General features: G+C 62.0%; 12 protein-coding genes and 3 tRNA genes. 4 read left to right on the top strand and 11 right to left on the bottom strand.

The features are described from left to right. Nucleotides 1-63: 63 nt before the first annotated feature. Entirely contained in the window at nt 64-1,128 is a 1,065-nt protein-coding gene (locus C0Z16_RS05995; protein WP_102631358.1) for a glycosyltransferase family 4 protein, read from the bottom strand. 666 nt (nt 1,129-1,794) lie between these two features. Here C0Z16_RS05995 and C0Z16_RS05985 point away from each other — a divergent pair. Further along, entirely contained in the window at nt 1,795-3,666 is a 1,872-nt protein-coding gene (locus C0Z16_RS05985) for an ABC transporter ATP-binding protein (RefSeq protein ID WP_175130614.1), read from the top strand. 123 nt (nt 3,667-3,789) lie between these two features. Here C0Z16_RS05985 and otsA read toward each other — a convergent pair whose 3' ends face one another. Together otsA and otsB are read right to left on the bottom strand one after the other, a co-directional pair. Further along, on the bottom strand, nt 3,790-5,250 hold the full coding sequence (otsA, locus tag C0Z16_RS05980; protein ID WP_102631357.1) for an alpha,alpha-trehalose-phosphate synthase (UDP-forming): 1,461 nt from the start codon (nt 5,248-5,250) through the stop codon (nt 3,790-3,792). 64 nt (nt 5,251-5,314) lie between these two features. After that, complete coding sequence (otsB, locus tag C0Z16_RS05975) at nt 5,315-6,064, bottom strand: trehalose-phosphatase (protein WP_102631251.1); 750 nt, start codon at nt 6,062-6,064, stop codon at nt 5,315-5,317. A gap of 459 nt (nt 6,065-6,523) precedes the next feature. Here otsB and C0Z16_RS05970 point away from each other — a divergent pair, with 459 nt between their 5' ends. The 3 genes from C0Z16_RS05970 to C0Z16_RS05960 are packed head-to-tail and all read left to right on the top strand — an operon-like array spanning nt 6,524 to nt 8,587. Continuing rightward, nucleotides 6,524-7,192, top strand: coding sequence for an SCO family protein (locus tag C0Z16_RS05970; RefSeq protein ID WP_407070653.1), 669 nt, complete (start codon nt 6,524-6,526; stop codon nt 7,190-7,192). 9 nt (nt 7,193-7,201) lie between these two features. Further along, nucleotides 7,202-7,672: a copper chaperone PCu(A)C gene (locus C0Z16_RS05965; protein WP_102631249.1), complete on the top strand. Its 471-nt coding sequence runs from the start codon at nt 7,202-7,204 to the stop codon at nt 7,670-7,672. An 18-nt stretch (nt 7,673-7,690) separates the two neighbouring features. Further along, nucleotides 7,691-8,587: a cytochrome c oxidase assembly protein gene (locus C0Z16_RS05960; protein WP_102631248.1), complete on the top strand. Its 897-nt coding sequence runs from the start codon at nt 7,691-7,693 to the stop codon at nt 8,585-8,587. 13 nt (nt 8,588-8,600) lie between these two features. On the opposite strand, the gene C0Z16_RS05955 is transcribed toward C0Z16_RS05960, so the two are convergent. The 8 genes from C0Z16_RS05955 to pgsA form a co-directional block, all read right to left on the bottom strand. Next, nucleotides 8,601-9,125, bottom strand: a complete 525-nt coding sequence (locus C0Z16_RS05955) for a GNAT family N-acetyltransferase (protein WP_102631247.1) — start codon at nt 9,123-9,125, stop codon at nt 8,601-8,603. A gap of 80 nt (nt 9,126-9,205) precedes the next feature. Continuing rightward, nucleotides 9,206-9,460 (bottom strand): nucleotidyl cyclase domain-containing protein, encoded by a 255-nt coding sequence (locus tag C0Z16_RS38640; RefSeq protein WP_244973303.1) that lies wholly within the window; start codon nt 9,458-9,460, stop codon nt 9,206-9,208. Further along, a complete protein-coding gene (locus tag C0Z16_RS39305; protein WP_279635051.1) occupies nt 9,457-9,552 on the bottom strand; it encodes a hypothetical protein in 96 nt (31 codons plus the stop codon). The genes C0Z16_RS38640 and C0Z16_RS39305 overlap by 4 nt, the downstream gene beginning before the upstream one ends. A gap of 333 nt (nt 9,553-9,885) precedes the next feature. Next, a complete protein-coding gene (locus C0Z16_RS05945; RefSeq protein WP_102631246.1) occupies nt 9,886-10,644 on the bottom strand; it encodes a TraB/GumN family protein in 759 nt (252 codons plus the stop codon). A 156-nt stretch (nt 10,645-10,800) separates the two neighbouring features. Further along, a tRNA-Cys gene (locus C0Z16_RS05940) sits at nt 10,801-10,874 on the bottom strand. Between the two features lie 98 nt (nt 10,875-10,972). Next, nucleotides 10,973-11,048, bottom strand: a tRNA-Gly gene (locus tag C0Z16_RS05935). Nucleotides 11,049-11,123: 75 nt separating this feature from the next. Beyond that, nucleotides 11,124-11,199: transfer RNA gene (locus C0Z16_RS05930), tRNA-Gly, on the bottom strand. A gap of 242 nt (nt 11,200-11,441) precedes the next feature. Next, on the bottom strand, nt 11,442-12,035 hold the full coding sequence (gene pgsA / locus C0Z16_RS05925) for a CDP-diacylglycerol--glycerol-3-phosphate 3-phosphatidyltransferase (protein WP_102631245.1): 594 nt from the start codon (nt 12,033-12,035) through the stop codon (nt 11,442-11,444). Nucleotides 12,036-12,247 lie beyond the last annotated feature (212 nt).

The following is a 12,247-nucleotide window of genomic DNA, read 5'->3' as shown; positions in this document are numbered from 1 at the left end:
CCTAAGGCGGCCTTGTTCAGCCAGCTATCTGCCTGGACCGGGACTTTCCGGCCTGGCTCACACTTAGTTCGCGTTGACTTCGCGCAGCACGGTACGGTGCTTCCGACGCAGCAGCTCTTCGTACGTGGCGACGTAGTTCTGCGCCATCACCTTCGAGGAGAAGCGCGCTTCGAATGCCTTGCGCACCGTTTCGCGCGGCAGCGTATGCAGGCGCTTGACCGCCGCGACCGCGCTGATTTCGTCTTCGACGACAAAACCCGACACGCCGTTTTCGATCACTTCAGGCACCGAACCGCGGTTGAACGCGATCACCGGCGTACCGCAAGCCATCGCCTCGATCATCACGAGACCGAAGGGCTCAGGCCAGTCGATCGGGAACAGCAGCGCGTGCGCGTTACCGAGGAACTCGGTCTTTTCCGCTTCGCTGATTTCGCCGATGTATTCGACGTGCGGCAGCGACATGAGCGGCTTGATGACTTCGTCGTAATACGCGCGGTCGGCTTTGTCGAGCTTGGCGGCCACCTTGATCGGCATGCCGGCTTGCTGGGCGATGCGGATTGCCGTGTCCAGACGCTTTTCCGGCGAGATACGGCCGAGGAACGCGAGATAGCCCGGCTTGACGTCCTTGATCGGCGTGAGCAGGTTTTCCGGCAGGCCGTGATAAACGGTTTGCAGCCAGTGCGCCTGCGGCAGCGGAATGCGCTGGTTGTCCGAGATCGACACCACCGGCACGTCGTTGAACGTGTTGAAGATCGGCTGCAGTTCGGGCAGATCGAGACGGCCGTGCAACGTGGTCACGAACGGCACCGGTTGGCGCGCGAACAGCGAGAACGGGTAGTAGTCGATATGGAAATGCAGTACATCGAATTCGTCCGCGCGGCGGCGCACTTCTTCAAGCAGCAGCATGTGCGGCGCCATCACGTCGCGGATGGTCGGGTCCAGGCGCAGCGCTTGCGGCCAGAACGCTTCGAGCTTTGCCGAGGTTTGTGAATCGCCGCTCGCAAAGAGCGTGACGTCGTGGCCCTGTTCGACCAGCGCTTCGGTCAGATAGGACACCACCCGTTCCGTACCACCATACAGCTTGGGAGGAACCGCCTCGTGCAACGGAGCGATTTGAGCGATTCGCATAATGAAGAACTCCTCGTAAAAAACCGGCAAAAGTACTGCGTTTGGTAAAAGCGACTCGCTTGCTCGCCAGGGCAGTCGGGCCGGACATACCGGCGCGGGCCTGATTCTTTCGAGAAATCCTGCGATGGATCGCTTCAGGTTAAAAGCCCAGACGACGATCACCGTCCGCGCCTGTGCGGTAAACGCACAAACGTCACCGACGTTGACAAACTGTCAGAAATTTCGGCGGGACATAGAGCGCATGCATTATCGATGCCGGCATTCTCGCTGCACCACAACATTTCAAAGTCTTTACGTTGTTACAAGGGGGATACACTTTGCAAACCCTTGTTTTGCAAGACAGTTCTAAAGTGACAACTGGCTGACGACAGCGGCCGGCCCTGGCTCGCCCGGTGGCCCCTGGTAGGTGGGCTGCGTCAACCTTGCCGGCATACGTTGAAGAGACTCCAGCACCCGGCTGAATGCAATTTGTAATTATATCCCGAAATAATCCGCGATCCGCGTGAACCGCCGCCAGCGCGGTGGGTCGAGCAAGAGTACATCGCGGATGTCCATCGCGAAATCATCGCGCCAAAGGCCCGGATACACAGGGCGCAATCGCTTTTGCATGTTTACAATGCGAAGCATTGGCTTCGCCGCGAACTTTTCGCGTGGCCCAGGCTTTGCATGCACACCCCCGAACCACACCAACCTCACGATCAATTGGAACATTTGACCATTGCCCAGCGTAACGCCGAGAACGCAAAGCTAGCGAGCTATGCGCATAGGCCGCTTGCGTTTCTTTTTCGCTTTATCCGCCGCCATCCGCTCGCCCACGCGATCGTACTCGGCAGTGTGATAGCGGCCGTGGGCTGTGCGCTCGCTTCGCAATACGCGATCAAGCACCTGATCGACGTGCTCGGCGCAGGCCGGCATCATCCCGGTCCGCTGTGGGGCGCATTTGCGATCCTCGTCGGGCTGATCGCTGCGGACAACCTGCTATGGCGGGTCGGCGGCTGGGTCGCCGCGCACACGTTCGTCGCCGTGACGGGCGACTTGCGGCGCGACCTTTTCCAGTATCTGAGCGGACATTCGCCGACCTACTACTCCGAGAAACAGCCCGGCATGCTGGCGAGCCGGATTACCGCGACCTCGAACGCCGTCTACACCGCCGAGAACACCACCGCCTGGAACGTGCTGCCGCCGTGCATCGCGGTGCTCGGCGCAATCGTCATGATCATCGCGGTCAATCCGCTGATGGCGGGCGGCCTGATGCTGTGCTCGGCCATTCTGTCGGTTGTGCTGTACAAGCTTGCCGGCCGCGGTTCCGCGCGTCATCACCATTTCGCGACCAAAGCGGCCTCGGTGGACGGCGAACTGGTCGACGTGATCAGCAATATGGGCCTCGTGCGCGCGTTCGGCATGACGTTTCGCGAGCAGCAGCGCTTCGGCGCGACGGTCAAGGCCGAGATGGACGCGCGCCAGCAAAGCCTGCTGTATCTGGAAAAGCTGCGCCTGCTGCATGCGGTGATCACCGCGCTGCTGTCGGCGGGTTTGCTTGGCTGGGCGCTCGTACTGTGGGATCAAGGCAAAGCGACCTCCGGCGACATCGTGCTCGTCAGCTCGCTCGGCTTCACCATTCTGCACGGCACGCGCGACCTGGCCGTTGCGCTGGTGGATGTCACGCAGCACGTGGCGCGTCTCGCGGAAGCCGTGCGCACGCTGCTCGAGCCGCATGGCATGCCCGACCGCGACGGCGCGAGCGAACTGGTGCCGCAAGGCGGGCGCGTCGATTTCGAAGGCGTGACGTTTGCGTACCCGCGCCGCCGGCCAATTCTCGATCATTTCGATCTGCATATCGAACCGGGCCAGCGCGTTGGGCTCATCGGCAAGTCGGGTGCGGGCAAGTCGACTGTGCTCGCCTTGCTGCAGCGTTTCTATGAAACGCAAGGCGGCGCGATCAAGATCGACGGCCAGGACATCGCCACAATCACGCAAGACAGCCTGCGCCATACGATCGCGCTGGTGCCGCAAGACATTTCGCTGTTCCATCGCACGGTGTACGAGAACATTGCCTATGGACGTCCCGAAGCAAGCCGCGAGGAAGTCCTGGCCGCGGCACGCGAGGCACGTTGCACCGACTTCATCGAGGCGATGCCGGAAGGCTTCGATACGATTGTCGGCGATCGCGGCGTGAAGCTGTCGGGCGGCCAGCGTCAGCGGATCGCCATTGCGCGCGCCATTCTGAAGAACGCGCCGATTCTGCTGCTCGACGAAGCCACGTCCGCGCTCGACAGCGCCTCGGAAGAAGCGATCCAGAAAGCGCTCGACCGGCTGATGGTGGGCCGCACGGTGATCGCGATTGCGCACCGGCTGTCGACGCTGAACAACTTCGACCGGATCATCGTGATGAGCGCGGGCAAGGTCATCGACGACGGCAGCCCCGAAGAGCTGCGTCAGCGCCCCGGCCTCTATCGCGACCTGCTCTCCAAGCAATATGGCAAGGGCACCACGCTGCATGTGGGCGGCAAGAAGGTCGACGAACAGCACGTGATGTGAGATGCGATCCAGTCCGCGCACGGGACGCGGCGCGGACTGAACAACAAAAAAGCCGCTTCGAGCGGCTTTTTCATTTTCCAGGTCAGTCTGATGCGGCAGCGCCCATAAGCGGTTAGCCGACGGTTAGCTGACGAGAACCTCGCGCGCGGTTTTCTTCCCCGATGCGGCACGCGCACGCCCGCCTCTGGTGCGCGTTGCACCAGAGGCGCTCTGCAGATCGCGCATGAAGTTATCGCGCCACACCGACACGTTGTTCTCGCGCAATTGCGCCATCATGTCCCGATGACGCGCCTGGCGCTCCGCGAGCGGCATGTCGAGCGCGCGGGCGAGCGCATCGGCCATACCATCAATGTCGACCGGATTCACGATCAGCGCGCCATCCAGTTCCTGGGCAGCGCCCGCGAAGCGCGACAGCACGAGCACGCCCGGATTCTCCGGGTCCTGCGCCGACACGTATTCCTTCGCAACGAGGTTCATGCCGTCGCGCAGCGGCGTCACATAGCCGACGTGCGCCGTACGAAACAGCGCGGCGAGCACCGAGCGTTCGTATTGCTTGTGAATGTAGAGAATCGGCGTCCAGTCGAGCTCTGCAAAACGCCCGTTGATGCGGCCCGACTCGCCTTCCAGCTGCAAGCGGATGTCCTGATAGGCGTGCAGGTCCGCGCGCGTAGGCGGAGCGATCTGCAGGAACGACACCTTGTTGCGCTGCGCGGTGGCATGTTCGAGCAGACGTTCGAACGCGCGGAAACGCTCGACCAGTCCCTTCGAATAGTCGAGCCGGTCCACGCTCATGATCAGCTTGCGCGAATGCAGCGTCGCCTTCATCGTGCGGACCGGCTTGCCGCGTTCGCCCGCTTTCGCGAGTTCGGCGATCTCGTCCGGATAGACGCCGATCGGGTAAGCCGCGGCATGCAACGTATGACCAAACGCATGGATGGCAAGCGGGCCGCCGGACGATGCGTCGACCGTGCCGTTCGCCTCGTTGACGATGTAATCGCAAAACGCGCGCAGATCGGGCGCGGTCTGGAAGCCCAGCAGATCGAATGAACACAAGGCTTCGACCAGTTCCCGATGCGGCGGCACCGCCAGCAGCACTTGCGAAGCCGGAAACGGAATATGCAGGAAAAAGCCGATCCGATTCTTCACGCCCGCCGCGCGCAACGCCTGGGCGAACGGAATCAGGTGATAGTCGTGGACCCAGATGACGTCCTCCTCGCGCAGCAGCGGCACGAGTTGCTGCGCGAGCCACGCGTTGACGCGGCAGTAGCCTTCGAAGTCGTGACGGTCGTAGTGCAGCAGATCCGCGCGGTAATGAAACGCCGGCCACAGCGTGGCATTCGAGAAGCCGCGATAGTACTGGTCGTAATCGCGGCGCATCAACGCAATCGTTGCGAAAGTCACGGGGCCGCGCTCTTCGACCTTGATCTGCGGCTGGCCCGAACTCAGCACGTCGCCGCTCCAGCCGAACCACATGCCGCCGGTTTCCTTCAGCGCGTCATACACGCCGACCGCGAGACCGCCCGCCGCCGGACCGCCCTCCGAGATCGGCGCGACCCGGTTCGAAACGATAATCAGTCGGCTCATGACACGCGGTCCCCGATGCAATACGTTGTTGTTGCAATACTTTGTGAATTCGACGCTGTGGCCGTCATGCGGCACGCGCCGCCGCAACCACCGTCTCCAGCCAGTCGAGCAGCGCGGACACCGACTCGATACGCGCGCGCGCCGTGGACTCGCCCACGCCGACTTTGATGGACAGCCCGTCGCGCTCGTTGACGACGGCAAAGCCCTTCTCGTCGGTCAGGTCGTCGCCAGCAAAAACCGGCATGCGACCGACGAAGGGCGGCTCGTCGAGGAACGCGCGCATCGCACGGCCTTTGTCGACATCCTTCGGCTTGATTTCGTAGACCATCTTGCCCGGCTGCAGCACGTACGAGTTCGGGTAGTCTGCGACCAGCCGCTGGGTCGCCTCACGCGCCACCGGCTCGCGGTCCGGCGCGTTGCGGTAGTGCAGCGCGACGGCTGCACCCTTGATTTCAAGCAGCAGGCCGGGATTCGCATTGACCACGTCAGCCAGCGCCTGCTCCATGCGCAGAAGCCGCTCGTCATGAAAGCCGATGCGCTGCGTGTCGCCGTTCGCGTCGCGTCGCTCGGCGCCATGGAGACCCGCAATCGGCAGGTCGGGCATGCCGAGAAAAGCATCGATACTGTCAATGCCACGCCCCGATACCACCGCGACCGCGCCATTCGTCAAACGCCGCAATTCGCCTAGCAGTTCGATGACGCGAGGTTGCACCAGCACGCCGTCCGGCGTGGGCGCGAGTTCAACGAGCGTACCGTCGAAATCGAAGAAAAATGCCGTCTCGCTCGGAGACAGGAAACCCGGAAGTGCTTGCATCGCGTAATTTGCCTTTCGGCCTTTTGCAGCCGGAAAAGTGTGCGCATCTTACCGCGCATCCGTCGATTTTTCGAGAAAGTAAGCCAGGCCACAAGAGCGGCCGGGCAGCGCGTAAGCCCGGTGGCGGCGCGCTTGCTGCCCGCTCGCTGCCTGCTTACCTCCATTACGTTCAAAACGGGAACAATCGGGCGTCAGGCAGCTTTCAGCCGCGTGCGTCAAATTGCCTCGCCAACCGCGCGCGCGTGGGCTGCAGGCGACGCCATCCGCCATTTTGCGATACAGTCGCAGCCACACGAGCCATTGGCGTTACGCCGATATTTGTCCACTATCGCGAACCGCTCGCCACCGCAAGCCCGTACGTAAAACGGCACTCAATCGGCGCCAATCGGCGCAGGCCACGCGGACGCGAGCAACCGCAACGCGTCGCGCCGCTCTTCAATCGAGTCATTGACACCCGCTTTGTTCCCGATCATCTCACTGCGACGGCTGCAACCGAATCTTGCCCCATCGCGTCGCGCCCGGCGCGCGCGCCTTTTTGCGTCGACGCTACGAACGAGCGCGATGATCGCGCTGATTGCGATTACCGGCTGCACGAGTCGCGCGGAACCCTGGCATCTGACCAATGTGACCGGCCACTTGCCCGACCTCGATTTCACGCTGACCGGCGACGACGGTCGTCCCGTCAACGGCGAATCGTTCAAGGGCCGCACGTCGCTCGTCTATTTCGGCTACACGCATTGCCCGGACGTTTGCCCTGAAACCATGGGGCGGCTGATGCAGGTGCTGGACAAGCTCGGCCCCGACGCGCAAAAGGTGCGCATCCTCTTCATTACCGTCGATCCCGCGCGCGACACGCCGCAGGCTTTGCGAGATTACGTCGGCGCGTTCGATCCGCAACATGCCGAAGGACTGACCGGCACCGACTGGCAGATCGAGTCGCTCGCGAAACGCTACCGAGTCGCGTATCAGATGGAAAAGCGCGACCCTAACGGTAGTTATGAAGTCACCCATAGTTCCGCCGTCTACGTGTTCGACGCGCGAGGCCGCGCGCGCCTGCTCGCCACCGATCACGACACGCCCGATGCGATCGCGCAGGACTTGCGCCGTATCGTCGATCAACGCTCCTGACCTTTACCGATGACCCAAATGACGACCAACCGCAGAACGCTGTTTGTCTTTGCCGGCGCCCTTACTCTCTCGCTCGCTTTCGCCAGCTCGGCCCAGGCCGCCGGCGCGCAGACCATCACCGCAAAAAATGCATGGGTGCGCTGGCTGCCGAACAACCTGCCCGCGGCCGGCTACGTGACGCTCGTCAATGCGAGTGACAAGCCAGTCGATCTCGTCGATATTTCGAGCAGCGATTACGGCGACGCGATGTTGCATCAGACGGTCTCGAACGGTTCGTCGCAGAAAATGGTAATGGTCGACAAGCTGACGGTCCCCGCCCACGGCCAGGTCGCCATCGCGCCGGGCGGTTATCACGTGATGCTCGAAGACGCGAAGCACAAAGTCGCGCCGGGCGACACGGTGCATCTAAGATTGAAGTTCTCCGACGGCGAAACCCTCGACACACCGTTCGCGGTCAAATCGCCCGCGCAGACCAAGTAACCCGGCAACCCCGCAGCAATGAACCTGCTCTACTGGCTCGATCCCTGGGAGTTCTCGCCGACCGTCGTGATCGCCCTGCTGCTGCCGGCGATCCTGTTCGTGCGCGGCGCGCGCAAAGCGAACGTGTCGCTCGCGCGGCGCGTTTCGTTCTGGTTCGGGCTCGTGGCGTTGTACGTCGCGTTGCATACGCGGCTCGACTATTTCTTCGAGCATGAGTTCTTCATGCATCGCGCGCAGCATCTGGTGCTGCATCATCTCGGACCGTTTTTTATCGCGCTGTCGTATCCGGGCGCGGCATTGCGCGCGGGCATTCCTCTTAGCTGGCGCCAGCGTTTCGTGCAGCCCGCGCTACGTACGCCGCTTGTTCGCACGCTGCTCGACGTGGTGATGCATCCGGTCGTCGCGGTGACATTGTTCGTTGGACTGATTTACTTCTGGCTGATGTCGCCGGTTCATTTCGTCGCGATGCTCGACTGGCGGCTTTATCGCGTGATGAACTGGAGCATGGTGATCGACGGCCTGCTGTTCTGGTGGCTCGTGCTCGATCCGCGTCCGGCGTCGCCTGCGCGTTTGTCGCCAGGCAAGCGCGTGCTCGTGGTGATCGCCGCGATTCCGCCGCAGATCATCCTCGGGGCATTCATCTTTTTCACGCCGCACGAGTTGTATCCGATCTATTCGATTTGCGGCCGCGCATTCACATGGCTGAGCCCGATGCGCGATCAACAGATCGGCGGGCTGCTGCTGTGGATTCCTGGTTCGATGATGAGCGTGATCGGCGCGCTAGTGGCCTTGCGTCACTGGATGCGGCTCTCGGCACGCGGGCGTCTGCGCGGCGAACAGCGCGCGAAGATTGCCAACGCAACCAATGCGGCTGCCGCGAAATCTGCTTCGTCGACTGCGGCAGGCCATCGCTGATGCCTGTTGATATTTAGGCCGAACGCATCCACACGTGGGGGATGCCGTCCTCTTCGTGAATCTCGGACACCGGCGTAAAACCGAACGCGCCGTAGAAGCCTTGCAGATGCGCCTGCGCATGCAAACGAATCGGCGTACCAGGCCACTGTTTCCTGATATGCGCGATCGCGCGATCCAGCATCGCATTGCCAAGACCGATGCCGCGAAATTCCGCGGTCGTCAGCACTCGTCCGATACGGATGTCGCTGTCGTCGGCGCCGGGTAGTAGTACGCGCAGATAGCCGGCTAGTGGCGGCCGCGCTACGCTTGTAGTTGCGCTTATAGTTGCGCCCCGAGCCGCGCCGAATGCAAGCAGATGCCAGGCGTCGAGATCGAGGCCGTCGATATCGCCGTACAAACAGTTTTGCTCGATCACGAAGACGGCGCTGCGCGCGGCGAGCATCGCGTAGACCTCGGCGCTGGTAAGGTCATCGAATGCCTTCCAACGCCATTCGAGTTCTGCAAGCCTGGAGGCGGCGGTGGTTTGCGTTTCAGTCATGAGAGGCTTTCAGAAAGAGGCACGCCGTCACGGACGACGGCGAATACGCAATTATGCCGTGCGCCGCGGTGTTGAACCCATCACGCGCTTTTGACGCCTGCTCGTGGCTGTACATCGCGGCGTCGGCTGCGGAAAGCAACTCGGCAATGGGAACCGTACCGTTCGGCATCGTATTGAATCTGGCCGACGCCATAGCGGATCCCATAGCCGCGTTGCGCCTCGTCGTTGCGCTCTTCAAGCAACTGCATGAGACGCTGCGTCACTTCCTGCTTGGCGACCGAGTCCGCGTCGCTTAGCAACGCAACGAACTCGTCGCCGCCGAGCCGTCCGATCACGTCGCTTTCACGCGGTGCGGTGCGGTGCGCAGCGCGTCGGCGAAAGTCTTCAGCGCGTGATCGCCTTCAGCGTCACCGAGCGTGTCGTTGATCTGCTTGAAATCGTCCGATCGAAAAACAGCAGCGACGCCGGCTTGTCGACATTTGCTGTTCGTGGTCCACGAGGCTCACGAGCGCGGTCGGCACACTGAACAGGCGCTTCGCGAGCGGTGTCAGGCGATCAAAGCGCTCTTCAGGCGACGTATCGAGGATATGCAGCGCACTTAAGTGTTCAGACGCGGGCCTTCATCGCTGCGTGTGTGGGTGGCACATGCATGGCGTCCTCTGAAACCATCTCATGCAACGGCAGATGGTGATGTGGCGATTCGCGGCATCTAACCTGTGCAATTTTGCCCGCCTCGGTAAGTTCCGCGCGCGTCGCCTCCCTATTCGCTTGTGACGACCGGTTGGACAGGTTGCGCGAGACGTTCGATCAGGTTGCCCGGTCCGCATAGATGCAGCGCGCCGACCACCACCAGCGTTCGCTCGGGCCGCGCGAGCAACGCGCTCAGGCGCGCAGCCCAGATGCCATTGCGCGCATCGAGTATTGCTCGCCGGATTTCCGGCAGATTGAACATGGGCGATTCGACGGCAATGCGATGCACGGCGGACAGATCGCCTTCGAGCCAGGCCGCATGCATGCGCTCGAGCGTACGTCGCGGTTCGTCGAGGTCGGCCATCAGCACAGCGAGCGCAGCACCGACAGCATCGAGCGGAATCGATTCGAGCGCGGCGGCGACTTCCCCCGCTGTCTCGATGTAACCGTACGGTTTGCCCTGCGCAATCGCCGAGCGAAGCATGCGCGGCTCGACGCCTTCAACGACCTGCTGGAACAGCGTGGGCGCAACGATCAGCGCGGCCCACGGACGCAGATCGACGAACGGCGCCAACGGGCCTTCCTTCGGCCATGCCGCTTGCAGGCGAGTCCAGGCATCGGCGGAAAGCAGAGGCTGCAGGCGTTGCGCGCCAGCGCGAGGATCGGCCTTCAGGAAAGGCAGAATCGTCGGCGGGTCAGACTCGAACACCAGCATGTCAGCCCAGTCATACGCTTGCGCGATCCAGGGCGGCGTTCTGCGACTCGATGCGGGAAAGAGATGCATCGAGCCGAGCAAGCGCACATTCGTGCCGGTCAGTTGTAGGTACATGCACGTTTGGGAGCGAGGAACAAACACGCATTGTGCGCCATGTCGACGCCGTCTCACGTTGACGTGCGGCGCAGAGCCGGCGCGCGCGCACAACTGATTGCGAAAGCGCAAAAAGAAAAGCCCCGACATGTCGGGGCTTTTCTGTACAGCAACTACTGGAGGCGCGAGCCGGAGTCGAACCGGCCTAAACGGCTTTGCAGGCCGCTGCATAACCGCTTTGCTATCGCGCCGCAAGCGGATCGGAATCTAGCTGCAGATTCGCTGACTTGTTTGATGGCCAACCATCGGCCCACCAAACAAAAAGGGAAGCGCTGCTTCCCCTGATGTATGGAGCGGGAGACGAGGCTCGAACTCGCGACCTCAACCTTGGCAAGGTTGCGCTCTACCAACTGAGCTACTCCCGCATTGCACTGCTTCGCAACGCCTTGCAGTTTTACTTCGCCAAACCACTTCACTAGACAACGCGCTGCTTCAAAATCTGGAGCGGGAGACGAGGCTCGAACTCGCGACCTCAACCTTGGCAAGGTTGCGCTCTACCAACTGAGCTACTCCCGCATAGTGCTGCTTATGTACCGCCGCTTATCTACTGCTTTACCGGCTTATTGCTGCCTTTTTGCTTCTACCTGCTTCTACCGCAACCGATGTTTCGAACCGCTCGCATCGGAGAAACGAGATTATGGAGAAACGACAGAAACGTGTCAACCCCTTTTGCGAATCTCTTTAACTGAACAGATTTCACTCACGAGTTCGCCACATTTCATCGCAATCAAAGCGCTTCCCACAATCGCACGCGGCGGTCAAACCGCGCCGCCCCGCTCGCGAATTTGCGGCCACGCGAGCTTCATGTAATAGAGCATCGACCAGATGGTCAGGAATGCCGCGAGGTAGATCAACCACAAGCCCCATGTCCGCGTGTCGATCACCACGCCGCCGCCGAACGACAGCGGACCGTGGAACAGCAGCATGGGAATCGCCACCATCTGGCAAGCGGTCTTGAACTTGCCGAGCGAATTCACGGCAACGCTCTTCGACGCGCCGATCTGCGCCATCCATTCGCGCAGCGCCGAGATCGCGATCTCGCGTCCCACAATCACGAGCGCGATTGCCGAATCGATTCGCGCGAGCTGCACGAGCACGAGCAAGGCGGCGGTCACCATCAGCTTGTCCGCGACCGGATCGAGAAACGCGCCGAACGCCGAGGTCTGATTCCACTTGCGGGCAAGGTAGCCGTCGAACCAGTCGGTCAGCGCGGCAAGCACGAAGATCGTGGCCGCCGCGAGATTGCGGTGCGCGGGGCTCATCATCATGTCGGGCAAATAAAACACGCCGACGACCAGCGGGATCAGAACGATCCGCAGCCAGGTCAGGAAAATCGGGAAATTAAACGGCATGGGCAGGCGCAGCGTCTGACGGGAGAGATGCAATTGTGCCGTGTCATAGTGCCTGCCACAAGCAAAGCGGCTGCAGGAGCGAGGCGCGCGCCGCTTGCGCGAGTCACTTCGCGCGGGGCCAGCGTGCGAAGCCGGGCCAGGTGCGCATGTCCGCCAGCGGATCCGGCTCGTAGTGCAAGGTGCTGCGGCAAGACCTTAGCGGCTGCGTCCAG

The sequence above is a fragment of the Paraburkholderia rhynchosiae genome (assembly GCF_002879865.1).
In the GTDB taxonomy this organism is placed as follows: domain Bacteria; phylum Pseudomonadota; class Gammaproteobacteria; order Burkholderiales; family Burkholderiaceae; genus Paraburkholderia; species Paraburkholderia rhynchosiae.
The sequence above is the reverse complement of the archived record's forward strand: the minus strand, read 5'-3'. Positions and strand labels throughout refer to the sequence as shown.

Bases quoted from the DNA above. Each gene is read 5' to 3' on its own strand.
- C0Z16_RS05985 (WP_175130614.1), top strand. From the start codon at position 1,795: ATGCACACCCCCGAACCACACCAACCTCACGATCAATTGGAACATTTG.
- otsB (WP_102631251.1), bottom strand. From the start codon at position 6,064: ATGCAAGCACTTCCGGGTTTCCTGTCTCCGAGCGAGACGGCATTTTTC.
- C0Z16_RS05960 (WP_102631248.1), top strand. From the start codon at position 7,691: ATGAACCTGCTCTACTGGCTCGATCCCTGGGAGTTCTCGCCGACCGTC.
- C0Z16_RS05965 (WP_102631249.1), top strand. From the start codon at position 7,202: ATGACCCAAATGACGACCAACCGCAGAACGCTGTTTGTCTTTGCCGGC.
- C0Z16_RS05955 (WP_102631247.1), bottom strand. From the start codon at position 9,125: ATGACTGAAACGCAAACCACCGCCGCCTCCAGGCTTGCAGAACTCGAA.
- C0Z16_RS05995 (WP_102631358.1), bottom strand. From the start codon at position 1,128: ATGCGAATCGCTCAAATCGCTCCGTTGCACGAGGCGGTTCCTCCCAAG.
- C0Z16_RS05945 (WP_102631246.1), bottom strand. From the start codon at position 10,644: ATGTACCTACAACTGACCGGCACGAATGTGCGCTTGCTCGGCTCGATG.
- pgsA (WP_102631245.1), bottom strand. From the start codon at position 12,035: ATGCCGTTTAATTTCCCGATTTTCCTGACCTGGCTGCGGATCGTTCTG.
- otsA (WP_102631357.1), bottom strand. From the start codon at position 5,250: ATGAGCCGACTGATTATCGTTTCGAACCGGGTCGCGCCGATCTCGGAG.